Genomic DNA, 24197 nt, shown 5'->3' with positions numbered 1-24197 from the left:
GGCGGTATACGCGTGCCATCTGCCCACGGGGGCGCTTCGGAGTTCTCAATGCCGGTAAACGTCCTGATCGTCGATGACAGCAAGCTTGCGCGGATCGTCGCCGGCAAGGCGCTCGCCGCGCTTCAGCCCGACTGGTCCAAGGTCGAGGCTGGCAGCGGCGCGCAGGCGCTAGACCTCGTCGATCAGGCGTCGTTCGATCTCGCGCTGATCGATTTTAACATGACCGAGATGGACGGGCTCGAGCTCGCCGGCGCATTGCGGGCGCGCTTTCCCGACATGCCGATCGCGATCATCACCGCCAACATTCAGGATGAGATCGTCGCGCGCGCGCGCGCGGTGGGCGCGGCGTTCGTCGCCAAGCCGGTCACGACCGAGGGGCTCGAAGGCTTTCTGTCGGGAGCCGCGTTGCGGCTGCGCGCGGCGCGATCATGATGCCAGAGGGGGTGGCGCTCGGCGATCTCGAGCGCGACGCGCTGACCGAGATCGTCAACATCGGCGTCAGCCGCGCGGCCTCCAACCTGCGCAAGATGATCGGCGACCATGTCATCCTGTCGGTGCCGTCGATCGACGTGGTCAGCCAGCAGCGGGCCGCGCGGCTCATCACCGAGCGCGAAGCGACCGATCTGATCGCGGTCCGGCAGGATTTCACCGGCCCCTTCTCCGGCCGCGCGCTGTTGATCTTCCCCGAGGCCAACAGCCTCGAACTGGTGCGCGCGGTGACGCGCGGCGAGCTTTCGCCCGAAGAGGTGATCGAGATCGAGCGCGAGGCGCTGGTCGAGACGGGCAACGTCATCCTCAATTCGTGCCTCGCGACGATGGCCAATCTGCTCAAGAGTTCGCTGTCGATGACGATCCCGGAGGTGCTGCGCGGATCGGGGGCGATGCTGTTCGAAGTCGATGGGGCCGAGCCGAGCGACGGGCTGGTGCTGTTCCTCTACATCGATTTCGCGGTGCGCCGACTCGACATCCGCGGCTATATCGCGATGATCATGGACCTGCCCGCACTGGAGACGCTGCGCGCGCTGCTCGATGATTTCATCGCACGCGTGGTTGGCGACGATGCCTGACGCCGCCATCGAAGCGGAACGGCTGCTCGCGATGCTCGCGGCGGCGGGCGCGAGCGGAACGTGGGACTGGGACATCGTCGCCGACCGGCTGCGAGTCGATCAGCGCTTCGCCGAACTCTACGGCCTCGATCCCGCCGCCGGTTTGTCCGACCTGCCGACCGCGCGCTTCTTCGCCGCGGTCCACCCCGACGACCGCCCGCGCATGCGGATCGCGGTGGCGGCGATCCTCGCAGGGGCCGAGCTGTTCTCCAAGGAGTTCCGCATCGTCACGCCCGCCGGCACGACGTTGTGGATGCACGCGCGCGGGCAAAGCCACCTAGACCCGCATGACGAGCCGGTGCGCTTCACCGGGCTGCTCGTCGATGTCACCGAACGCAAGCGCGCCGAGGAACGGCTGCGCATCGCGCAATCGGCGGGCGGGGTCGGCAGCTTCGAATATAGCGACGGCTTCGCCACCGCGACCGTATCCGAGGAATTCTGCCGGCTGCTCGGGCTGCATCCCGCGCAGGCGCTGCCGGTGCGGACGATCAACGGCGTGCTCAGCGACGGCGACGTGCCGTTGATCCCGGACCCCAATCGCGGGCCGCCGCCCGAGACGCTCGACCACGTTTTCCGCGTGCGGCGCGCGGATGACGGCGGCGAACGCTGGATCGCGCGGCGTGGCGAGATCCTGCGCGAAGGCTCGGGCTATCGGCTGGTCGGCGTGATCTACGACGTGACGCTTGCCAAGGAGCAGGAAGCGCGGCTGCGCGAACTCAACGAAACGCTCGAGATGCGCGTGGCGAGTGTGATCGCCGAACGGCAGGAAGCCGAGGATGCGTTGCGCCAGGCGCAGAAGATGGAGGCGGTCGGCCAGCTCACCGGCGGGATCGCGCATGATTTCAACAATCTGCTGACGATCATCATCGGCAATATCGACACGGTGTTGCGCCGCTTCGACCCGGCGACTGACCCACGCGCGCGGCGTGCGCTGGAGAATGCGCTCAAGGGGGCGGATCGCGCCGCCTCGCTCACCCAGCGGCTGCTCGCCTTCTCGCGCCGCCAGCCGCTCGACCCCAAACGGATCGAGATCGACCGACTGCTGTCGGGCATGTCCGACCTGCTGACGCGCTCGATCCCCGAGGCGATCGCGATCCAGATCGCGCCCGCCGCCGACCTGTGGAGCATCGAGGCCGATCCGCACCAGCTCGAAAACGTCATCCTCAACTTGGCAGTCAACGCGCGCGATGCGATGCCCGACGGCGGATCGCTGACGATCGCGGCGCGCAACGTGACGGTCGGTACGGGCGGCGAGCCGGTCGCGGGCGTACCCGATGGCGCCTATGTGATGATCCAGGTGACCGATACCGGCATCGGCATGACCGCCGAGACGATCACCAAGGTGTTCGACCCGTTCTTCACCACCAAGGAGGTCGGCAAGGGCACCGGCCTCGGGCTGTCGATGGTCTACGGCTTCGTCAAGCAGAGCGGCGGGCATATCGACATCGATTCGACGCCCGGCCGAGGCACGTGCGTATCGATTTTCCTGCAGCGCCAGTTCGCCGACGCCAGCGAACGCCACGAGGATATCGAGGCGCCGACCGCGCAGCCGGGCAAGCTCTCCGAAACGATCCTCGTCGTCGAGGATGATGACGATGTCCGCGCCTATACCGTCGGCATCCTGCGCGAACTCGGCTACCGCGTGGTCGAGGCGCATGATGGCGCGGCGGCGCTGCGGCTGCTCGAACGGCAGGAAACGCCGATCTCGCTGCTGCTGACCGACGTGGTGATGCCGCAAATGTCCGGGCAGGATCTCGCGGTGCGCGTGCGAGCGCTGCAGGGGGACATACGGGTGCTCTACGCCTCCGGCTATACGCGCGAGGCGATCATGCGCGACGGGCGGCTGGAGCCGGGGGTGGACCTGATCTCCAAGCCGTTCACCTATCACACGCTCGCGGCCAAGGTGCGCGATCTGCTTGATCGGGTTCAGTAGGGCGAGAACGCCCCCACCCCCGTTCGTCCCGAGCGAAGTCGAGGGACGTGCCTCGAACGCTGTGGCATGTGTCTCGACTTCGGCCCTTTGGGCCGAAGTTTATCCTGAGCGGCTGGCTTGCCAGCCAGCCGAAGGGCTCGACACGAACGGGTTGGAGGTGGGTGCGGCTACCTCAGTTCGTCACCGGCACCTTGGGCAGTACCGCCGGATCGGCCAGCGACTGTGCGGCGCGCAGGACGCGCAGCGCGTTGCCGCCCCAGATCTTGCCGATGTCGGCCGGGCTATAACCTGCCTTGAGCAACGCCGCCGTCACCTTGGGATAGGCGGTGATATCCTCCAGACCGTCGAGGCCGCCGCCGCCGTCGAAATCGCCGCTGATGCCGACATGGTCGATCCCGACGACTTTGATGGCGTGAAGCAAATGCTGCATGAACATATCGAAATTCGCGCGCGGCGCGGGGAATTGCGTCTCGATTGCCTTGCGCCGGGCGATCAGCGCGCGGCGTTCGGCGACGGTCATCGTATCGGCTTTTTCGTAGCTCGCCATCAACTCCTTCATCGCCGCGTCGCGGGCGGCACTGGCGGCGGGGGGATCGACCATATAGCCGCTATACGCGTTGATCTGGATGACGCCGCCCTTGGCCGCGACCAGCTTCGCGTCTTCGTCCGACACGTTGCGCGGGTGATTGTGGATCGCGCGCATGCCCGAATGCGACAGGATGATCGGCGCGCTCGACAGCATCACGGTCTGGCGTAGCACATCGTCCGACGCGTGGCTGACGTCGATCACGACGCCGAGCTTGTTGGCCTCGGCGACGGCTTCCTTCCCCTTGGGCGAAAGACCGTGCCATTCGGGCGTATCGGTCGCGCTGTCGGCGAGATCGTTGTTCTTGAAGTGGACCAGGCCCATCATCGTCACGCCGAGACCACGGAAGGTCCGCATCAGCGTCAGGTCGCCTTCGAACGGATAGCCGTTCTCCATGCTCAGGAACACGAAACGCTTGTGCGCCGCCACGGCTTTCGCGGCATCGTCGGCGGTGAGCGCGAGTGCGAACACGTCGCTGTGCTTCGCCGCCATCTCGCGAATCTGCACCGCGCGCTGGATGCCGAAATCGCGCGCGGCACGATCGCCGACCGGCGTGCGCGGGCCGGAGGGCGTGTAGATCGCGAAGAAGCCGCCATCGACGCCGCCTTGCACCATGCGCGGATAATCGACCTGATCGCCGTCGGTCACGGTCGCATGGCGGTCCATGATGCTCCAGCCGGGGCGGCCGAGATTGGCGGGGGTGTCGAAATGCGTGTCGAGCACGATCAGCGTCTCATGGATTGCGCGCGCCGGATCGGCGGGCGCTTTCCGGCTCGCCGCATACCCTGCGCCGCCGATCAGCAAGGCCGCGCTCGCCAGCAGCGCCGTAATGTGTCGATTTCGTCCGTTGACCACAGCGCTGCCCCTTTATGTTTGCACGTGCAGCATCGTCGGGGTGACGGCGCGGTTCGTCAAGCGATGGATCGCGCGATTCACGCGTCGAGCCGCATCGCGCCGATTCCGGGATCGGTCTTGCGACCGCCCGCGAGGCGCCCCGCGAAGCGGCGCAGGAAGGCGGCATCGCCCTCGCGGCCCACGCTGAGATCGTACCAGCCGTCGCTCGCCGCCAAAGACCAGCGGTCGGTAGCGCGCTTGCCGGGTGCGACGGTGATACGGCGGGAACGGTCGACGCCGGAATAGGCGGGATCGAGAGCGATCACGAACACGCACGCTTCGCTGCCGTGGTTGGCGAGCGTCAGATCGACGGCGTCCGCGTGTCGCCGGAGCGTCGCTTCGGTCGTGGCGTCGAGCGTTCCGGCGAAGCGGCGGTAGAAGCCGTCGGGGCCATGCACCGTCAGGTCATAGGCGGTGTCGCCGACGCGGTGCCAGTCGTCGGCGGCATGGCGTGCGCCTGCGCCGATGGTAAAGTGCCACGGCGCTTGCCTGTCATGATTGTCGTGAACCGAAAACACCGCGCCGGTGCGGCCCGTGTTGGCCATGTCGATTCTCAAGCGGCCGTTCGACAACGCGGCGTTGATGTCGAGCGCGTAAGCGAGCGGGCGCGCGGGCCGCTGGCCGGGCATTTGCCGGGGCGGGGTTTGCACGCCCGGGATGGTGAGCGCGGTGCCGGCCTTGGAGCGCGCTATGCGATCGAGGAAATCGCGCGTTTGCGGGAGATCGGGCGCGGCGACATCGGCTCCGGCGAAATCGAACGCGGAGGTGAGATCGCCACAGACCGCGCGACGCCATGCGCTGATATTGGGTTCGGCGACCCCGAAGCGCTTTTCCATGAACCGGAGCACGGAGGTATGATCGAACAGCTCCGAGCAGACATAGCCGCCGCGCGTCCACGGCGAGACGATGATCGCGGGCACACGGATGCCGAGGCCGATCGGATGCGTGCCTGTGTTGGCGACCGCGCCCTGCCCCCAATCCTTGGTCTCACCGTCAATCGGCACGGTCGAATGGCCGCGATAGCCCGCGACCGGGGGTACCGGCGGCGCCATGTGATCGTAGAAGCCGCCGGCTTCGTCGTAGTTGATGATGAACGCGGTCTTGGCGAACATCTCCGGGTGATCGACCAGCGCCGCGATCAGCTCGGCCGCGACATGCTCGCCGCGCGACGGCTCCGCGTTCGGATGTTCGGACAGAGCGGCGGCGGTGACGATCCACGAGACCTGCGGCAGCGTACCGTTCGCGAGATCGTCACGGAACGCGGCGACGAGCTGCTCGCCGTCGGAGCGGGTGCGGTCCGCGCCAGCCTTGTGCTCGCTTACCCATGACCGGCCGCGCCGGTATAGCGGCGACTCGGGCGCGCACGGGCGGAAGGCGGGGAACACGGAAAGCAGGTTGTCGCCGAAATTGTCGTATTCCTGATAGACCTTCCAGCTTACCCCGGCTTTCTCCAGTCGCTCGGCATAGGTCGTCCAGCGGTAGGCGTCGGGGCGGAGCGGCTTGTCCTCGCGCATGTCGGCGCTCGGCGTTTCGTCCTCGCCGTAATTGTGCATCTGCGGATCACCGCCGACCGTGCCGCCGCCGTTGCAGCCGGTGAAGAGGTGCAGCCGGTTGGGATAGGTCTGAGTCATCGTCGAGCAGTGATAGGCGTCGCAGACGGTGAAGGCGTCGGCGAGCGCGTAATAGAAGGGCAGATCGCCCGCCGTGTAATGCAGCATGCGGTTGTGGAGTTCGCCGCTCGCGCCCCAGCGATCATAGCGGCCCTGATTGAAGATCGTCATGTTGCCCTGGTGCGACTGATCGGCGCCGTCGACGAGGAACGCGCGGCTGACCTTCGAATCACCGTGATACGGCATGACATAGCCGTCGGGGTGCTCGCGCGAGGGCTGGCGCCAAACGCTCGCGCCGCCTTTCAGCCGGAGCGGACGCGGATCGCCGAAGCCGCGCACGCCGCTCAGCATGCCGAAATACTGATCGAACGCGCGATTCTCCTGCATGAACACGACGATATGCTCGACATCCATGATCGAGCGCGTGCGGCGATTGGCCGGAACCGCGAGCGCGCGGCCGATCAACCCCGGAAGCGATGCCGCCGCTGCCCCCGCCCCCGCCATGCGCAGAAAATCCCGTTTCGACCGGTCCATGCTTTTGCCTTTTCAGCCTCGATCTTTGCCGCTATCGGCGCTGGCCACTGGTATAGTCCAAAAGTGACAAAACCACGACATCGGGGCGGCTCGACGCGCCCCAGCCTATCCGGCCAATCGAGGACGCTGATGACGACACAGGTGATCGACGAGATTTACGCGCTGTTCGCGGCGGCGGGCGACGAACATTATGGCGAGAACGCCACCCAGATACAGCACGCACTCCAGGTCGCCGAACTGGTGCGGCAGGCTGGTGGCGACTCGCCGCTGATTGCCGCGGGGTTGCTCCACGACGTGGGCCAGTTGATCGGCGACGCGGGCCATGCCGCCGAGCGCCACGGCATCGACATGCGCCACGAAATGCTCGGCAACACGTTGCTCAAGGCGCACTTCCCGCCCGCCGTGACCGAGCCGGTGCGGCTTCACGTCGACGCCAAACGCTATCTGTGCGCGATCGAGCCTGGCTATCAGACCTCGCTCAGCGCGGCCTCGTGGCTCAGCCTGACATTGCAGGGCGGCGCGATGACGGCGAAGGAGCGTGCGACGTTCGAGGCGGAGCCGTATTTCGCCGAGGCGGTTCTGCTGCGCCGCTGCGACGATGGCGGCAAGCGCAAGGATTGGGTGGTGCCGACGCTGGATTCGTACCGGCCGCTGCTCGAGCGACTGGTCGGTTCGGGTTACGACACGCGCGCGGCGCGTTGATCGGGCGCGCGCGGGGCCGTTACGCCTCGCGCCATTCGCCGGGCGCGAGGCCGGCGGCGGTCCAGTCGCCGATGCTCCAGCGGATCAGCCGGAGCGTCGGGTAGCCGACCGCCGCCGTCATGCGCCGGACCTGCCGGTTGCGGCCTTCGCGGATCGTCAACCTCAGCCAGCAATCGGGGATGTTCGCGCGGACGCGGATCGGCGGATCCCGCGGCCAGAGTGCCGGAGCCTCGATTCGCTCGGCTTCAGCGGGCCGGGTCACCCCATCCTTGAGCACGACGCCGGCTCTCAGCCGATCGAGCGCACCGGCATCGACCTCCCCTTCGACGTGGACGAGATAGGTCTTGGGCAACTTGAACTTGGGATCGGCGATCCGGGCCTGGAGGCGGCCGTCGTCGGTCAGCACAAGCAGCCCCTCGCTGTCGCGATCCAGCCGCCCCGCCGGGTAGACGCCGGGCAGATCGATGAAGTCCGAGAGAGTCGCGCGCGCATCCGCCGTTCCGCGATCGGTGAACTGGCTCAGCATGCCATAGGGTTTGTTGAACAGAATCACGCGCGCCATGCCACCGCCTTTAGGACCGTGCCGACACTACGGTCGAGGGGTTCGGCGATCGCGGCCGTATCAAATTATTTCCATCCGGCACCGCGCTTGTAACCATGCCGTCATCACATCTGGTTTAGACCAGTTTTAGCCGGAAAAACCGACTCGCCCGGCCCCACCGGGGAAAGGGATCAGACTGCGACGCTCCCGACCCGCAGGCGCACCCGCGCCGGCGACGAGAGCGGTGTGTCTGTGCCCGGTCGGTGTCCGGCTCGAGCTTGATATTCTCACATCCCGAAGGGGGGACATGATGACGATGCCGTTCCACAGCGCGCGCCGGGCGCGCGCGCTCCGATCCGCCGCTTTGCCCGCGCTGGCAGCCGCGCTGTTCACACCGGCGGTCGCGCGCGCCGACGCCGCCGCTCCACCCGCCGCCGATGCCGACACGGCGAACGATGTCGTCGTCAGCGGTCAGCGGCTTAGCACCGCGCGCGCGCTGGAAGACAAGCGCGCGTCCGACCGGGTGATCGACGTGATCTCCGCCGACGATCTCGGCAAGCTCCCGGACGCCACCGTGGCGGATTCGCTCGCGCGAATCCCCGGCGTCTCGACGATCGTCAATCAGGATACCGGCGAGGGCGAATATGTCACCGTGCGCGGCCTGTCGGGCACGTACAATGCGGTGATGATCAACGGCGTGCGCGTCGCCAACACCGACCCGAGCACGCGTGACGTGTCGCTCACCGTACTGCCGCCTTATGGCCTCGCCTCGGTCACCGTCACCAAGACGCTGACGCCCGATCAGGACGGCGACGCGATCGGCGGGACGATCGATTTCCGCACGCCGAGCGCGTTCGATTTCAAGAACCCGACGACGTTCCGCCTCTACGGTAGCGGCGGGTTCAACGATCGCGCCAAATCCGCGAAGCTGCCGGCGGAGAATTACACCGTCCAGGGCGATTTCGCGCACCGCTTCGCCGATGATCGCTTCGGGGTATTCGCCTCGGCCAATTACGGCGTGACCCACGGCGACGGGCAGGAGACCGAGAATGACGGCGAGTGGGAACCGAACCAGTGGCGCGCCAATTCGACTGAGGTGATCGACCAGCGTAACATGCACTTGCCCGGGATCGATCTCGATTTCCGCCGCGTCAAGAACACGCGCTATGGCGGCAACCTCTCGCTCGACTGGCGTGGCGACACCACGCAGCTGTATCTGCGCGGTCAGGTCTCGCGGCAGGAACAGCGCGGCAGCAATGACGTAACCGATTACCGCAGCCGCAAGACCGCACGGCTGACCCAGGTTAACCAGAACGACACCGGCCTCGCTCAGCCCGAGAACAGCGTCATCGGCACGACCACCATCGGCGGCGTCACCTATAGCCGCTATGGCTATTCCACGTCACAGATCGTCGATGCCGATGGCGACGGAATCATCACCGGGCACGATGCCAACTCGAGCCAATATTGGTCGCTCAACGGCCGTTCGGGCGTGTGGGACCCCAAGGCGTTTCAGTTCGCGCGCAACTTCGGCACGATCAATTCGAACCAGACGCTCGCGACGGTGAGCGGTGGCGGGCACAGCGATTTCGACAGGCTGCATGTCGACTACCAGGGCAGCTACAGCTACGGCGTGCGCGAGAACCCGGACAATTATTCGATCGCATACAATTGCGACAAATGCGCGCCGGCATTGCTGTCGCAGGGGCTCGACTGGGTCTCGGCCGATCCGCGCTTTCCGCAGGCCAGCCCGACCGGCGCCGCCGCCAACGTCCAGTACGACCCGACGCTGCTGCCGTTCGACGGCGCCAGCCACAGCCGCGACAAGCAGACTGACAACCGGATCAACGCCAAGCTCGACGTGCGCTATGATTTCGATGGGTGGCTGGAGTATCTGAAAGCGGGCGCGCAGTTCAACCGCTCGCGCCGCGTCTATAACTATACGCCGTTGTGGAGCGGCGATTTCACCGGCACCGCGCTCGACGGCAAGAGCCTCGCCGCGTCGGGGCTGATCCAGCGCGACGTGCCCGACATCCTGCACGGCGAATATTATTACGGCGCGATCTTCGATCCGGCCAAGGTGCGGGCGGCGATCAACGCGGCGCAAGCGCTCGGCAACAACGGCCTGCCCTCGGCGACCGATCTGCTGTCGAACGACAACAGGAACACCGAAAAGGTCACCGCTGGCTATCTGCTCGCGCATTTGAAGCAGGGCGCGGTTCAGGCGACGATCGGCGTGCGCGCCGAACACCGCGAGACCAAGAACATATTCTGGTCCGACGATGGAGACAACAGCGGCTTCGACAGCACCACCAACAGCTATACGGTGGTGTTGCCGAGCGCGAACCTGATCTGGCGGCCCACCGACAAGCAGGTCTATCACCTCGCGCTGTGGACCGGCTATTCGCCGCCCGAATATGGCTATCTCTCGGGCGGGCAGAGCGTCGCGCGCAACGCGCAGAACGAGATCACCGCGATCAGCCGGGGCAACCCCAATCTGAAGGCGGCGCGCGCGGTCAACCTCGATGTTTCGGCGGAATATTATCCCGATCGCACCAGCATCGTCAGCATCGCAGGCTATTACAAATCGATCAGCAATTTCATCTTCACCAACGGTAGCCAGGTCAACGCCGATACCTCGGTCGGCACGGTCGAGATCAGCCAGCCGCAGAACGGCAAGGACGCGATCGTCTATGGGTTCGAAGCAGCGATCGTGAAGCAGTTCCAGGGGCTGCCGGCGCCGTTCGACGGGTTCGGCTTCGAGGGCAATGTGACGATCCAGCATAGCGAGGGCGACACCGGCCAGGCCTACCGGATGGGCAGGAAGATCCCGCTCATCAACACGCCGGGGGTGCTCTACAACGCTTCGCTCACCTACCAGAAATACGGGTTCGAGGCGAAGCTGTCGTACAATTATCGCGGCAAGTATATCGAGAGCCTGCGCGACAATGCCGTCGACAAATGGGTGCAGCACAACCGCAGCGTCGATCTGCACACGCGCTACAACATCAATGACCGTTTCGCGATCGACGTGGATGTCAGCAATCTGCTCGACGACTGGAAATATTGGACGACCAAGGGCGACAACCCGAGCTACCTCAAGGACTATATGGAGCCGGGCCGCAACGTGATCGTCCGCGCGAGCGCGCGGTTCTGATCGCGTGATGGGCGGGAGGCAAAGGCTTGCCTCCCGCCTCCGCCCCGCCCAAGATCGCGCGCATGGCGCGCCCCGACAGCATGATCCCGCTCGCCCCGCCTGAGGGCGGCGGCCCGCATTATATCGCGTTGCGCGACCAGATCGCGACCAGCATCGAGGCGGGGCAACTCGCCGCCGGGGCGAAGCTCCCTTCCGAACGCCAGCTACAGACTGGCGCGGGCACTGCGCGCGGCACGGTCCGCGAGGCGCTGTTCCAGCTGGAGGCCGAGGGGCTGATCTACCGGCGCGAGCGCAGCGGCTGGTACGTGTCTCCGCCCGCCGTCACTTATGATCCGACACGGTGGAGCGGGTTCATGACCTATGTCGCCGAACAGGGTCGCCGCCCCGCGACTCGCACGGTGAGCAAGGAGAGCGCCCCCGCCACCGCCGCCGTCTCCGACATCTTCCGCGTTGCGCCGGGGACGCTGCTCTATGTGATCGGGCGGCTGCGCTCGATCGACGGGCGGCCGGTGCTCGTCGAGAAAATCACGGTCGACCCGGCGCTGGCGCCCGGGCTGCTCGACCATTCGCTCGACGGTTCGCTGACTCAGGTGCTCACCCGCGAATATGGCGCGACGGTAATCCGAAACCGGGTCGATATGCGGCCGTGCGCGCTCATCAAGACGGTGGCGGACGAACTCGGCGTCAAATCGGGCACGCCGGGGCTGCTGGTGGTGCGCACCAGCTTCGATGCGGGCGGGCGCGTGGTCGAATACGATCAGGAATATTGGCGCCATGACGCGATCCGCGTGCATGTCGATTTGAGTGTGCGGGGGTAATTTACGGCTCCAGCGCACGTTCCTGCGCATCCACCGTGTGACGGAAGGCGAGCGCGCCGAACGCGGTGCCGGCCAGCCCCAGCCCGCACGCGCCGTAGCACACCGCACACAGGAAGTTGCTCCAGTCGAGCGAGACGTGCGCGAAGCTGCGGAACAGCAGCAACGCGACGCTGCCGACATAGCCGCAGGCATCGGCGACGTAGATCAGAAAACCGGCATTGCCCGCCACCGACGCGGTCGCCATCAGCCGGTCAAACAGCAAAGCGTTGAACGGGGTGTACGCGAAATACAGCCCGGCGCCGATCACGATCATCCACGCGACCGGGCCGATCAGGCCGAACTGGAACGCGGCGGTCGCGAGGCCGAGCAGCGCGAAACCCAGTGCGATCAGCGCAAGGTTCCAGAACACCGCCGCGCGATTGTCGCGCACGCGGATCAGCATCCCCATCGACACCAGCACCACCACCGCGACGGGCAGTTCGGATACGGTGAAGATCCCGGCCTCGCCGGCGAAGCCCAGTTCCCGCCAGATCTCGGCGGCGAAATTGTCGCGGAAATCGCGAAGTGCGGTGAGCATGACATAGACGCCGATCAGCGCGATCAGCGACGGCGCATAGGTGGCGAACAGCCGTGCGCGTTGGTCGCGGCCCATCGGCACGCGCGGGGCGCGCTCGGCCTCGTCGCGCGCATCGGGCGGTGGCAGTTGCGCGAGCGCCCACACCGCGAGCAGCAGGAGCGGCGTGAAGGCGAGGCCCGTCGCGGCGGGCATCCAGCGCTCGCTCGCCCAGCCCGACAGGATCAGCGCCTCACCCGCCGATTTGACCAGCCCGGAGGACAGGATGAAGCTCGCGCACAGCATCGCGCCGAGCACTTCGGATAGCCGCCGTCCTTCGAGGAAGCCGAACACCAGCCCCCAGATCATCCCGAGCATCAGCCCGTTGAGGAACAAGGCCGCGATGCCGACCACCGCCGGCAGCGTCGCAAAGCCGACCAGCGCGAGTTCCGCCACGCCGATCAGCGTGAGAATGCCGACGGCGCGGCGCGCGGGCGGCATTTCCGAGACGATCTTGATGCCGATCACCTTGGAGAGCGCGTAGCCCGCCACCTGTGCGATGACGAGCGCGACCTTGAAATCGATCGCGAACGGCCAGTTCGCGATATGCTCATAGCTCGCGGCGGTGAAGGGTTTGCGGAACGCGTACATCGCCGAATAGGCGCCGAAGCCGGCGAGTCCGCCGTACAGGGCGAACAAGACCGGCGGCGCGGTGCGCAGCCAGCGCGTCACCGCGCTGTCGTGAGCGCTCATGCCGGCTTTTCGCCGGCTGCGATGCGGATCGAGATTGCGTCGAGCACCGGCCACACATCGGCGACGCTGTCGACGACGTAGTCGGCTCCCGCCTCGTAGAGCGCTTCCGCCGCGTCGGCGATGCGGCGTGCGCGCGCATCGGCCGGGAGCGCGGCCAGATCGGCGGCATCCAGCCCGACGCCGTTGCCGGATGCGGCCAACCCGACCGTCCACATCCCCGCTTCTTGCCCCTCGCGGATGCCGACGCAGGCATCGTCCACTTTCACGCACGCCGACGACGGCCAGACGCCGAGCTCGACCAGGATTTTCCACGCCATCAGCGGCGATGGCCGCCCTTCCGCCGTCTCGCCCGAACAGACCACGACCTCGGGCGCATAGCCCTGTTCGGCGGCGCGCGGCAGGATGTCGGCCATCATCGCACGGGTGTAGCCGGTGCAGGAGCCGATCCGCACGCCCGCGTCGCGCAGCCGCGCCGCGATCTCCGCAGCCCCGGGGACGAGCAGCGCACAATCGGCGGCGGCGGCACGCATGATCGGCTCGACCGCATCGTGCAATCGCGACACGTCCTCCTCGCCGGGTGGCGCATCGTACACCGCCTGCCAGCCCGCCGCGATATGCGGCGCCGCGAGGATCGCGCGGATGTGGTCGCGCTTGGCGCGGCCCATGTCGGCGCGTGCATCCGCCTCGGTGATCGGCACGCCCGCATCCTCGAACAGCCGTAGCAGCGCGATGACGGGGGCGCGCGAGCCGAAATCGATCATCGTGCCGGCCCAGTCGAAAATCACGGCCTTGATCGCGAGGCTCATACGGAAGCTCCCAGTTGGATGTTGATGATGCCGCCGATCACCTCCTCGGCGAGCGCGAAGGCGGTCGAGGCGCCGGTGCCGCTGGTGACGACGACGAGCCGCACGCCGTCCATCGGCGTTTCGACGAGGCTGTGCCCCGATGCGGACGCATAAGTGCCGGTCCAGCGTTCGAGCACCGGGGGCACGAGCCCGAACACGGCGGCGAATTCGTCGAGGATAAGCGCGTCGACCTCGCTCGAACCGAACGGGTCCGGGGTGGCGGCATAATGGTGGCTGTCGCCGACGATCAAGCTGCCGTCGGCGTTCTGCGCGACAATGAGATGGACGCCGTTGGCGAGGTGATCGCCCTGCTCGGCCTCGAGCCGCGCGGAGAGCGCGGCAGCGGCAGGCAGCGCCGCATAGCCGCGATAGCGCACCAGCCCCAGATCGGACATCACCGCCGAGGGGAGACGGAAGCCGGGATCGGCGAGCCGCAGCATCTGGAGCTTGCAGCGCGTGACGCCGGCGCGCGCCAGCGCATCGGGGAACAGGGTGGCGAGATCGTCGCCGGGGCAGACGATGATCGTGCCGGCGGCGATGCTGCCGGCGCTGGTCGTCACCCGCGCGGATTCGACCGCGTTGACCGCGACGCCGCGCCGGAACGTGACATTGTGGCACTCGGTCAGCCAGGCGGCCAGTCTGGGAATGGCGGTGCGCGATTCGACGCGCAGATCGATACCGCTGAACAAGGCGCCGGCCAGATCGCGCGGGCGGACTTCGCCAAGTCGCGCGCGCGCGGCAGCGCCTTCCAGCAACTCGCAGCCTTCGGCCATGTCGGTCGCCATGAAGGCTTCGAGCACCGCCAGCGCCTCGCGCCGCTGCGCGACCATGGCGAGGCCGGTGTGCTCGATGGGGATGCCCGCCTGTGGCGCGACCTCAGCCCACACATCGCGCGAGCGGCGCGCGCGACGCCACGGCGCGCCATTTTCCTGCCCGGTAACGGTGACGAAACCGAAATTGCGGATCGACGCGCCGTTCACCTGCGCGTCGCGATCGATCACAACGGCCCGCAGGCCCGCGCGCGCGGCGGCGAGCGCATGCGCCAGCCCGACAATGCCGGCGCCGACGATGGCAATGTCATACTGGTCTTCCGCCACGATCCGCTCCCTGCGCAAACAGGGGATCGCCCTCGCGCGGAAAGCCCCGCCCGTGCCAAGCGTTTGCTTGAATGCGGCATATAGGTGAAACCTATCGACATCGCGCGAGATCGTCACGCAACCGTCACCACTCTACGGTAGACGGAAGTCCCGATGGCAGCGAATCATCAGCACCTGCGCGCGTTCCATGCGATCGCGGTGGAAGGCGGCGTGTCGCGGGCGGCGCGGCGGCTCAACGTGTCGCAGCCAACCTTGTCGCAGCAGCTCAAGGCGCTCGAAAGCCGCTACGGCGTGACGTTGTTCGAAAGCCGCAAGGCGCCGCTGCGCCTGTCGCCCGCCGGCCGCGATCTGCTTGCGCTGACGCGCAAATTGTTCGCCACCGCAGCGGATATCGACGATCTGCTCGGCGACACCGCCGACCCGGCCGGCGGGGCGCTCCGGCTCGGTTCGGACTCGCCGCTCTATGCCGCGCAACTCGTCGAGCAATTCCACCGCCGCCATCCCGATACCGGCATCCAGATCCGCATGGGCAACGCGCGCGAAGTGATGCGCTGGCTCGACGACGCCGAGATCGACGCCGCCGTCGCCAGCGACCCGCCTGCGCAAGGGGCGTTCAGTTACGATCCGTTGTTCACCGATCGCCTCGCCTGCGCGATGCGCCACGACCATCCGCTCGCACGCCACGCCAGCGTCCCGATCCGCGCGCTCGCCGACGAGACGCTGATCCTGCGCGAGCCGACCTCGAAGACACGCGCCTTCACCGAACGCGCGCTCGGCGATGCCGAAGTGCGGCCGCGTGCGACGCTCGAATTGCAAAGCCGCGAGACGATCCGCGAGGGGATCGCGCTTGGGCTGGGCATCAGCGTCTTCCTCACCTCGGAATGCCCGCCCGATCCGCGCATCCTATACCGCCCGCTGGACACCGGCCCGCGCGTTTATCGGTTGCGCAGCTATCTGGTCTGCCAAAGCGATCGAAAGCGCAGCGCGATGATGCGCGCGCTCCGCGAAATCGCGCTGGAGATGCGGGTGGCGGATGAGATCGAGGAGATCAGCCCGGCCGCCGCGCCAGCACCGAGCAACTGATCGACAATTTGTGCTTCTCCGCGCGCGCGAGCGTGGTGCCGGACATCGGGAAGGCGACCGCGTCGATCACCTCCAGCCCCGCCTCGCGCGCGATCGCCTGCGCGTGGTCGAGGCCTTCGAACAGGAAGATATGGTCGGGCGCCGGGCTGTTGGCGGGGACGTTGATCCACAGCAAGCCGCCGGGCGCGAGCCAGCGCGCCGCCGACTGGAGCGCGGCGACGGGTTGTTCGAGATGTTCGAGAATCTCGCTCATGACGATGCCGTCGAACAAGGCGTCCTCACCCGGCGCGGCGGCGGCGAACAGATCCTGCAGTGTCAGTTCGACCGGCGCGGTGACGCCGAGCAGGTCGAGCGCGTGGCGGGTCTTGGCGATGCTGGTCGGGCTGACGTCCCATGCGGCGATTCGGGACAAATGCCCGGAGGCGGCGGCGAAATAGAGCAACAGGCCGTGGCCGGGGCCGATCTCGAGGTGCCTGCCGCCGGCGGGCAGGCGCGGCAGGTAGTGATCGACGAAATAAGCGAAGGCGTGCGCGTGGTTCGACCATAAAACGTCGGAGAGGAGCAACCCGTTCATGTAGCGGTTCATGAACGGCGCGTTGGCATAGCATTCGCGGTTGGCGTCCTCGAAGCGGCTCAGACGGTAGCTGTCATAGCGGCGGAAATGCATTTCCTCGGGGAGCACGATCTCTTCGCACAGGAAGCGGTAATCCGCGACGAGCGCGGGCAAGCCGCCCTCGATATCGGGCGCTAGCTTGAGGATCGCGTCGCTGAGCCGTTCCGACACGTCGAGCACCGCGTCGGAGCGACCGGCGAGGCTCTTGGCGATGAAGCCTTGATGCTCAGGCCATGCGGTGCCGACGGTCTCCGTAATCGTGCGCAGGGCGACCCGCGAGCCGGTTTCGGTCATGTCATCTCCAGTCGCCGGAACCCGCGCGTCGCGTGGCCGTCGGCAGAGTATAACCATGCTGCGTTGCAAGGGGCAACGCCGCGGCGTTGCGGAAATCCGCAAGCGGGCGGCTGGACAAATCGCGCGCTTGGCCGCACCAGTGTGCCTTAGGGCCGATGGATCATAGGGTCCATACGGCCACGGCATTCAACGGCTTGGCGGGCAGCGCGATCGATGTTGTTCAATTCGGCGGGTTTTTTGCTGCTGTTCCTGCCGGCCGCGCTGATCCTGTACCATCTCCTGTTCGCGCGCGCGGAACGCTGGCGCCAGCCGTTCCTGATCGCGCTGACGATCCTGTTCTATACGATCGGCGGCAAAAAATTCCTTGTGTTGCTGCTGGTGTCGGTGGCGGTGAATTATGCGGTGGCGCGCTGGATCACGGCGCGGCGGCGGGTTGGCCGGTCGGCGCGCTGGCCGCTGGTGGTGGGTATCGGCTTCGATCTCGCCTTGCTGTTCTACTTCAAATATTTCGCGGCGGTGATCGTCGGTGCCGGCGGGTTGTTCGGGCTGGATCTGCCGCTCCGACACATCGCGCTGCCGCTGGGAATCTCGTTCTTCACCTTCCAGCAGATCGGCTTCCTGGTCGATCTCGCGCGCGGGCGGTTCGAGATGAAGCGAGCGGTCGATTACGCCGGGTTCGTGCTGTTCTTCCCGCAACTGCTCGCCGGTCCAATCGTTCGCTATGAGGAACTGGTGCCGCAATTGCGTGTCCGCCCGCCCGGTGCGGCGAGCGCCAACATCCTGATCGGGCTGACGATCTTCGCGATCGGGCTGTTCAAGAAGGTGGTGATCGCCGATACGGTCGCGACACTGGCGGCGCCGGTGTTCGACGCCGCCGCGACCGGGGCGACGCCGGGCATGATGGCATGCTGGATCGCCGCCTTCGCCTATACCGCGCAGATTTATTTCGATTTCTCGGGCTATTCGGACATGGCGATCGGCACCGCGCGGATGTTCGGCGTGGTGCTGCCGCTCAATTTCCATTCGCCGCTGCGCGCATCGAGCATCATCGAGCTGTGGCGGCGCTGGCACGTGACGCTGAGCCGCTGGGCGCAAAGCTATATCTTCCAGCCGCTGACGATCCCGCTTGCGCGGTTCTCGGCGGATCACGCGGCGGGCAAATTCGCGAGCTTCCTGCTGTCGTTCGCGGTGCCGATCATGCTGTCGATGGTGGTGATCGGCGTGTGGCACGGCGCGGGGTGGACGTTCGTGATGTTCGGCGTGATGCAGGGCGTCTACATGGCCGTGAACGAATATTGGCGGATGACTCACCGCAAGGCGCGCAAGGCGCGTAAAGGACCGCCGCCTTTATATGTCGAGCCGATGTACCGCGCGCTGACGCTGGTCGCGTTTGTGGTCGCGGTGGTGGCGTTCCGCGCGCCGTCGCTCGACGTGGTCGGCCGGATGTACGGCGCGATGCTCGGCGTGGGCGGCGACGCGATCGTGGCGTGGCCGGGCGGACTCGGGGCGACGCTGGCGATCCTCGCGGTCATTTACGCGATCATCTACCTCGCCCCCAACACGCAGGCGATTCTCACGCACTATGAGCCGGTGCTCGAATGGGCGAAGTGGCGTAAGGTCGATCCGCCGCGCGCGGCGATCGAATGGCGGCTCACCGCCGGCTGGACGATCGCATCCTCGGTGCTTCTGTTCGTGGGCTTCGTGCTGATGATGCGCGGCACCACAAACTTCATATACTTCAATTTTTGAGGGGGACCGTGGCGCAGCCGACCGACACCCTGAATGCCCCGGCACCCGCGCTTCCCGCGCGGCGCGGGCTGCTCGCGCTGTTCGTGCTCGCCTTCCTCGCCTGCTGTGTCGGCGCGACGCTGCTGCCGCATGACCGCTACATCCGCTACCAGCAGTTCGGCGGCACGGCGATGCTGCCGCTCGGCTGGGTCTATGACCGGCTTCATTATGATCGCACGCCGATCGACATCGCGATCATCGGCGCGTCGCGCACCGAGGTCGGCGTGAGCGGCCCGCAGGTCGAAGCGCTCCTCGCCGCGAAGCTCGGACGGCCGGTGCATGTCGCCAACCTCTCGCTGCCGCAGGACGGCCGCAACCTCCATTACGAGATGACCAAGGAGTTGCTGGCGACGCATCCCGAGGTGAAGCTGATCCTCTATTCGCTGATCGAGCACGCCTCGCGCACCGGGCACCCGGCCTTCCGCGACGTCGCCGACACCGGCGACGTGCTGCGCGCGCCGATGCTGCTCAACCCGAAGTATTTCGACAACGTCGCCTACCAACCCTATCGCCAGCTTTCGCTATTCCTCCAGACACAGATGCCGGGTCTGTTCGGCGTGCATCGCCGCTTCGATCCGAAACGCTATGCTGGCGCCGAGCATGATGGGACGCTGAGCCACTGGTCGGTCCACGGCAACTGGGTCGATCGCGATACGATCCACACCGCGGACGAACTGGCCAAGGCCGCGAAGGGCAAGGTCGCGCGGCGCAACCCGATCTTCCTGCCGGCGCGACTGCGCGAGTATGAATATGTCATCGAACGCCATTATACGCGCGCAACAATCGCGCTGGCGCACGCGCACCATGTCCAGACCGGCTTCCTGTATCTGCCGATCTACGGGCATGACCAGCCGATCGCCGATGTGGATTTCTACCGCGCGCGCGGCTTCATCCTGAATATCGGCGTGATCGCGCGCGACGCGAGCAGTTATTCCGATTACGCGCACCTCAATCGCAACGGATCGACCAAGGTGTCGCGCTGGCTGGCCGGGTGGCTCGCGACGGGGGAGAAGCGCGGCCAGCTTCATTTCGTGTCGAATGATCGGGTCCGGTAATGTTCGAAACCTATACTCTGCACCACGTCGGCATCATCTGCCCGGATCTTGCCGATGCCAACGACTTCATGGCGAAGATGGGGCTGGTCGAAAGCTATCGCGGCCATGTCGAACGCTGGGGTTGCTGGTGCATCTTCACCGTCGCCGCAGCAGGCGCGGTGATCGAACTGGTCGTGCCCGATGCCGACAGCGTGCTGGCGAAGTTCAACAAGGGCGCCGGCGGCGTCCACCATTTCGCCTATCAGGTGGAGGATCTGCGCGCGACGATGGACTGGTGCGCGGCGCGTGGCCTGCGCATGCTGGAACCCGAGCCGGTGAAAGGCGCGGGCGATTTCCTGTGCAATTTCGTCAATCCGGTCGATACGCGCGGAATTCAGATCGAGTTCGTCCAGCCGCTCACGGCTTGACGGGCAAGCCGTGAGCGGCAGCAGGGTCAGAAAACGAAGAAGCTGACGATGCCGGCCCAGATCACCAGGCTGATCGCACCACCGAGTACCACGCCACCGAGAACGCCCGCACCAGCCAGTTCGTCCGGCGCGAATTCCACAGATGACTCTTTCCCGCGACCCATACCGCTCTCCTACTCGACCCGCCGATGGCGATTCTGCCGATCGACATTGTTTTTTATCACGCCGTTTTTAACACACGTTGCACGTTTTGATGACGCGCGCCTTCATGAAGAAACGTGCATATTTGATTACGGTTCCGCGACAAACGCGATGTTTACTGCCGATGAACGGCGTCAGCGCGCCGAGTGTAATGCCTACCGGCGTTGAACCGCGCCGAAGCTCGGCGGGACCAAAGGCTCAAGCGCCCAGCCATCGCAAGCCGGGTCGCCACAGCGACAGATGCTGGCCGCCCAATGTGTCCGCCCGATGCGGACGGTGTTTCCCGAAATCGAGAAATTGTCGATCGACATCGATCGAAGATGTGCTGCCAGCGACTCGCGAACGATTTCGACCATCGCTGGATGATCCCTCTTTTGATTGTGCGTTGCAACGTCTTTGTAACGGCGCAATTCAACTCGCGTTTGTCCGACATTACGCGATCTATTGGGCGAAAGTATTGTGGGAGCGCTACCCTCGCTCTGTCGGTGACGATGATACCGGCATGCACAGGGAGGCAAGCTTCTGTTTGTTGCGGCTCGGTGGCGCGCAGTGCATGGGCGGGCCCGACGTTTCGAAGGCTCGCGAATGATTCTTGCCGGTATCAACCCGCTCTACTCGGTGGCTGGCCTGGCCATCGGCACGCTCGTCGGGCTGACAGGCGTGGGCGGCGGATCGCTGATGACGCCCCTGCTCGTGCTGCTGTTCAACTTCCATCCCGTCACCGCGGTCGGCACCGACCTGCTCTACGCCTCCGCGACCAAGAGCGTGGGGACCGGCGTCCACGGCTTCAACCGCACCGTCGACTGGCGGGTGGTGCGATTGCTCGCCATCGGCAGCGTGCCCGCCACGGTGCTGACGCTGGTCGTGCTCGGCTATGCCGGCAGACATTATGGCGGGATGGTCGAGGTCGTGACGATCGTCCTCGGTCTGACGCTGATCGCGACGGCGATCGCGATGCTGTTCCGCACCCAGATCGTCCGCCGGATCGCGCCGGCGATTGCCGCGCTCAGCACGCGCCGCATCGCCACGCTGACGATCACGCTCGGCGTACTGCTCGGCGTGCTGGTGTCGCTCACCTCCGTCGGCGCGGGTGCGATCGGCATGACCGCGCTGCTTGCGCTCTATCCGCATTTGCCGACCAACCGGCTGGTCGGATCGGACATCGCGCATGCGGTGCCGCTGACGCTGATCGCCGGCATCGGCCACTGGGCGATGGGCGCGGTCGATTTCGGGCTGCTTGGCAGCCTGCTGATCGGATCGGTGCCCGGCATCGTCATCGGCAGCTTGCTCTCGGCGCGCGTGCCCGACGGCGTGCTGCGCGCGATCCTGGCGGTGACGCTGTTCGTGGTGGGCACCAAGCTGCTGTTCTAAACCCCGTCCAACCGTGGTAGCGCCGGGTTCGCGGGGCGGAGGTTTTCAGAAGAATGCGGTTCGAACATCGCGCGGTGCCGATCGTTCTGGCGGCCGTGCTGATCGATACGATCGGCTTCGGCATCGTCATGCCGGTGCTGCCGACGCTGATCGTGCAGTTGAAGGGCGGCACCCTCTCCGACGCGGCACGCACCGGCGGCGCGCTGCTGATCGCGTTCGCCGCCGCGCAATTCTTCGCCGGGCCGATCTTCGGGAGCCTCGGTGATCGCTTCGGGCGGCGGCCGGTGCTGCTCGCGGCGATGATCGCCTTCGCGGTCGATTACGGGCTGATGGCGTTCGCGCCGACGGTCGGCTGGCTGTTCCTGGGGCGAATCTTCGCCGGGGTGGCGGGCGCGATCTATGGCCCCGCCAACGCCGTGCTCGCCGATGTGACGCCGCCTGAGAAACGCGGCGAGACCTTCGGGTTGATGGGCGCGGCGTTCGGCGCGGGGTTCATCATCGGGCCGGCGATCGGCGGGCTGCTTGCCGGGTTCGGGCCGCGCGCGCCGTTCGTCGTGGCGGCTGCGCTCGCAGTGCTGAACGCGGTGTGGATGGCCGTGGCGATGCCCGAGACGCTCGCGCCCGCCGACCGCCGCGCGTTCGACTGGCGCCGCGCCAATGCGTTCGGCGCGTTCAAGCCGGTGTTCCACGCCGGCGGCGCGACCCCGCTGCTGGTCGTCGCGTTCCTCTGGCAGCTCGGCCAGATGGTCTATCCCGCCACATGGGCGTTCTGGTGCGAGATCCGCTTCGGCTGGAGCCCGCATATGGTCGGCCTGTCGCTCGCGGCATCGGGGGTGACGATGGCACTGACCCAGGTGTTCCTCACCGGCCGCGTGATCCGACGCTTCGGCGAGGCGCGCACGGTGATGATCGGCATGGCGGTGGCGGTCGCCACCTTCGTCGCGATCAATTTCGCGACCGCGGGCTGGATGGTGTTCGCGCTGATCGCGCTGGGATCGCTCACCGGGCTGGTCTTCCCCGGCATCAACGCTTTGCTGTCACGCAGCGTCGATTCCTCCAACCAGGGCGCATTGCAGGGCGGGATGGCGAGCCTGGGCAGCGTCGCCGAGGTGATCGGCCCGCTCGCGATGACGCAGACGCTGGCGTTCGGGACGGAGCATGGCACGCCCGGCGCGGCCTTCCTGCTGGCGGCGGCGCTGGCGGCGGTGGCAGCGGTGATCGTCGCGACGCGGGTGGTGCAGCGGGAGGGCATCGCGCCAGCGTAGAGTGCGATCCGCATATCATGGCTAAGGTTGCCCACCGAGGCCACGGTGCGGGAGGTGTCACTTTTGGGCGTGTCGATGCGCGGGTACAGCCCGGTAATCGGCGGGAATGGGCCGTGACGGTTGGCGCGGGACGGTCGAAGAGCATGGCGCGCAGCATGGCGAAAGCGGCGGCTGTAGGACAGGTTTACCCGCGATGCTGATGGAAGCGCGAACGGTGGCCGTGGGCGATCCAGCGTCTTTCGGGGAGGCCGGGGACAATGATTGCTGTTGCCCAGCCCCCGCGTTCGCGGAGTCGATGATGTTTCGGGAATGGCCGGGTCTGGTGGCTAACTGCCGTTCGCACCTTGCGTTCGGAACGGATGGTGAGGGTTTCGCCGCACAAAATCCTCGACCTCCCGCAAACGGGCGGGGAATGGCTCCGCGTCGCGCCAGCGCGTGTGATTGAGAAAACGGAACCCGGCGAACCAGAGCGCCCCAACTTTCGCCCACTGTTCGGCGTCGCCTTTCTTGGGAACCTTGAAAGCGCGCCCCATCCACCGGAGATCGCCCCCACATTCCGGGCACTTGGCCGTGGACTCTTCTGGTCGCTTCCACGACTTACGGCATTCGAAACAGGCGTGTGGCCAGAGGCAATCAGGACCTTGATGCAAGGGCAACGTGGCGACCTGGGGCACCTTGCGATTACCGACTGCACGGCGGACTTCCATCCGCTCTGACTTGGTGGGGCCGTCGGACATTGCAGATATATGCGACAACCCACCTATGACCGCAATTGGGCGACTGCCGACGGGCCGCTTTGACCGGACGCCGATCGCCAGCGGTGACGGGGAAAATTGGTGGGGAGCGGACAGGCGGCTTTCGGGAGAGTAGCTAGGTAAAGCGGACGTGGCGGAGCTTATCGAGCGCAGACGCGGACTCGCTCGTTCACCCAGCACCCGCCCCGTTTGCGAGCCTTGCCGAGTGAATCGGAGGCGCGATCATCAGTAGGATC

The 24197-nt window shown here is 66.4% G+C and carries 19 protein-coding genes; 12 read left to right on the top strand and 7 right to left on the bottom strand.

Annotated features, from left to right (window positions below; translation table 11 throughout):
• Positions 1 to 48 precede the first annotated feature (48 nt).
• From J0A91_RS08495 to J0A91_RS08485, 3 genes are read left to right on the top strand one after another with little or no spacing between them, the layout of a single operon-like run.
• A complete protein-coding gene (locus tag J0A91_RS08495; protein WP_069204549.1) occupies positions 49 to 432 on the top strand; it encodes a response regulator transcription factor in 384 nt (127 codons plus the stop codon).
• Complete coding sequence (locus tag J0A91_RS08490; RefSeq protein ID WP_069204548.1) at positions 429 to 1067, top strand: chemotaxis protein CheX; 639 nt, start codon at positions 429 to 431, stop codon at positions 1065 to 1067. The genes J0A91_RS08495 and J0A91_RS08490 overlap by 4 nt, the downstream gene beginning before the upstream one ends.
• Positions 1060 to 3039, top strand: a complete 1980-nt coding sequence (locus tag J0A91_RS08485) for a hybrid sensor histidine kinase/response regulator (RefSeq protein WP_069207164.1) — start codon at positions 1060 to 1062, stop codon at positions 3037 to 3039. Before J0A91_RS08490 ends, J0A91_RS08485 begins: the two co-directional genes overlap by 8 nt.
• Before the next feature lie 172 nt (positions 3040 to 3211).
• Here J0A91_RS08485 and J0A91_RS08480 read toward each other — a convergent pair whose 3' ends face one another.
• Together J0A91_RS08480 and J0A91_RS08475 are read right to left on the bottom strand one after the other, a co-directional pair.
• On the bottom strand, positions 3212 to 4480 hold the full coding sequence (locus J0A91_RS08480; protein ID WP_240502241.1) for a dipeptidase: 1269 nt from the start codon (positions 4478 to 4480) through the stop codon (positions 3212 to 3214).
• Between the two features lie 77 nt (positions 4481 to 4557).
• Positions 4558 to 6663: a phosphocholine-specific phospholipase C gene (locus J0A91_RS08475; protein WP_069204547.1), complete on the bottom strand. Its 2106-nt coding sequence runs from the start codon at positions 6661 to 6663 to the stop codon at positions 4558 to 4560.
• A gap of 129 nt (positions 6664 to 6792) precedes the next feature.
• Here J0A91_RS08475 and J0A91_RS08470 point away from each other — a divergent pair, with 129 nt between their 5' ends.
• Complete coding sequence (locus J0A91_RS08470; RefSeq protein WP_069204546.1) at positions 6793 to 7365, top strand: HD domain-containing protein; 573 nt, start codon at positions 6793 to 6795, stop codon at positions 7363 to 7365.
• Between the two features lie 19 nt (positions 7366 to 7384).
• Here J0A91_RS08470 and J0A91_RS08465 read toward each other — a convergent pair whose 3' ends face one another.
• Positions 7385 to 7927, bottom strand: a complete 543-nt coding sequence (locus J0A91_RS08465; protein ID WP_069204545.1) for a pseudouridine synthase — start codon at positions 7925 to 7927, stop codon at positions 7385 to 7387.
• A gap of 289 nt (positions 7928 to 8216) precedes the next feature.
• Here J0A91_RS08465 and J0A91_RS08460 point away from each other — a divergent pair, with 289 nt between their 5' ends.
• Both J0A91_RS08460 and J0A91_RS08455 read left to right on the top strand, forming a co-directional pair.
• A complete protein-coding gene (locus J0A91_RS08460) occupies positions 8217 to 11063 on the top strand; it encodes a TonB-dependent receptor (protein WP_206365006.1) in 2847 nt (948 codons plus the stop codon).
• Positions 11064 to 11125: 62 nt separating this feature from the next.
• Positions 11126 to 11881 (top strand): UTRA domain-containing protein, encoded by a 756-nt coding sequence (locus tag J0A91_RS08455; RefSeq protein ID WP_069204543.1) that lies wholly within the window; start codon positions 11126 to 11128, stop codon positions 11879 to 11881.
• 1 nt (position 11882) lies between these two features.
• Here the strand turns inward: J0A91_RS08455 and J0A91_RS08450 are convergent, their stop codons facing one another.
• The 3 genes from J0A91_RS08450 to J0A91_RS08440 are packed head-to-tail and all read right to left on the bottom strand — an operon-like array spanning position 11883 to position 15129.
• Positions 11883 to 13187, bottom strand: coding sequence for a DUF5690 family protein (locus J0A91_RS08450; protein WP_069204542.1), 1305 nt, complete (start codon positions 13185 to 13187; stop codon positions 11883 to 11885).
• A complete protein-coding gene (gene phnX / locus J0A91_RS08445) occupies positions 13184 to 13993 on the bottom strand; it encodes a phosphonoacetaldehyde hydrolase (RefSeq protein WP_069204541.1) in 810 nt (269 codons plus the stop codon). The genes J0A91_RS08450 and phnX overlap by 4 nt, the downstream gene beginning before the upstream one ends.
• The gene (locus tag J0A91_RS08440) at positions 13990 to 15129 is read right to left on the bottom strand and encodes a TIGR03364 family FAD-dependent oxidoreductase (RefSeq protein ID WP_069207162.1); all 1140 of its coding nucleotides are present in this window, start codon (positions 15127 to 15129) and stop codon (positions 13990 to 13992) included. The genes phnX and J0A91_RS08440 overlap by 4 nt, the downstream gene beginning before the upstream one ends.
• A 153-nt stretch (positions 15130 to 15282) precedes the next feature.
• Between J0A91_RS08440 and J0A91_RS08435 the strand changes: the two genes are divergently transcribed.
• Positions 15283 to 16212: a LysR substrate-binding domain-containing protein gene (locus tag J0A91_RS08435; protein WP_069204540.1), complete on the top strand. Its 930-nt coding sequence runs from the start codon at positions 15283 to 15285 to the stop codon at positions 16210 to 16212.
• Here J0A91_RS08435 and J0A91_RS08430 read toward each other — a convergent pair.
• Positions 16178 to 17119: a class I SAM-dependent methyltransferase gene (locus J0A91_RS08430; RefSeq protein WP_069204539.1), complete on the bottom strand. Its 942-nt coding sequence runs from the start codon at positions 17117 to 17119 to the stop codon at positions 16178 to 16180. The two genes, J0A91_RS08435 and J0A91_RS08430, sit on opposite strands and share 35 nt — an antisense overlap.
• 213 nt (positions 17120 to 17332) lie before the next feature.
• On the opposite strand from J0A91_RS08430, the gene J0A91_RS08425 reads away from it, so the two are divergent.
• From J0A91_RS08425 to J0A91_RS08405, 5 genes are all read left to right on the top strand, one after another.
• Positions 17333 to 18868, top strand: coding sequence for an MBOAT family O-acyltransferase (locus tag J0A91_RS08425; RefSeq protein WP_069204538.1), 1536 nt, complete (start codon positions 17333 to 17335; stop codon positions 18866 to 18868).
• Between the two features lie 8 nt (positions 18869 to 18876).
• A complete protein-coding gene (locus tag J0A91_RS08420; RefSeq protein WP_069204537.1) occupies positions 18877 to 19962 on the top strand; it encodes a hypothetical protein in 1086 nt (361 codons plus the stop codon).
• Positions 19962 to 20369, top strand: a complete 408-nt coding sequence (locus J0A91_RS08415; RefSeq protein ID WP_069204536.1) for a VOC family protein — start codon at positions 19962 to 19964, stop codon at positions 20367 to 20369. Before J0A91_RS08420 ends, J0A91_RS08415 begins: the two co-directional genes overlap by 1 nt.
• 786 nt (positions 20370 to 21155) lie before the next feature.
• The gene (locus J0A91_RS08410; protein WP_069204534.1) at positions 21156 to 21941 is read left to right on the top strand and encodes a sulfite exporter TauE/SafE family protein; all 786 of its coding nucleotides are present in this window, start codon (positions 21156 to 21158) and stop codon (positions 21939 to 21941) included.
• A gap of 53 nt (positions 21942 to 21994) precedes the next feature.
• A complete protein-coding gene (locus tag J0A91_RS08405; RefSeq protein WP_206365005.1) occupies positions 21995 to 23206 on the top strand; it encodes a TCR/Tet family MFS transporter in 1212 nt (403 codons plus the stop codon).
• Positions 23207 to 24197 lie beyond the last annotated feature (991 nt).

Origin of the sequence: Sphingomonas panacis, assembly GCF_001717955.1 — a bacterium.
GTDB lineage: Bacteria > Pseudomonadota > Alphaproteobacteria > Sphingomonadales > Sphingomonadaceae > Sphingomonas > Sphingomonas panacis.
The sequence above is the reverse complement of the archived record's forward strand: the minus strand, read 5'-3'. Positions and strand labels throughout refer to the sequence as shown.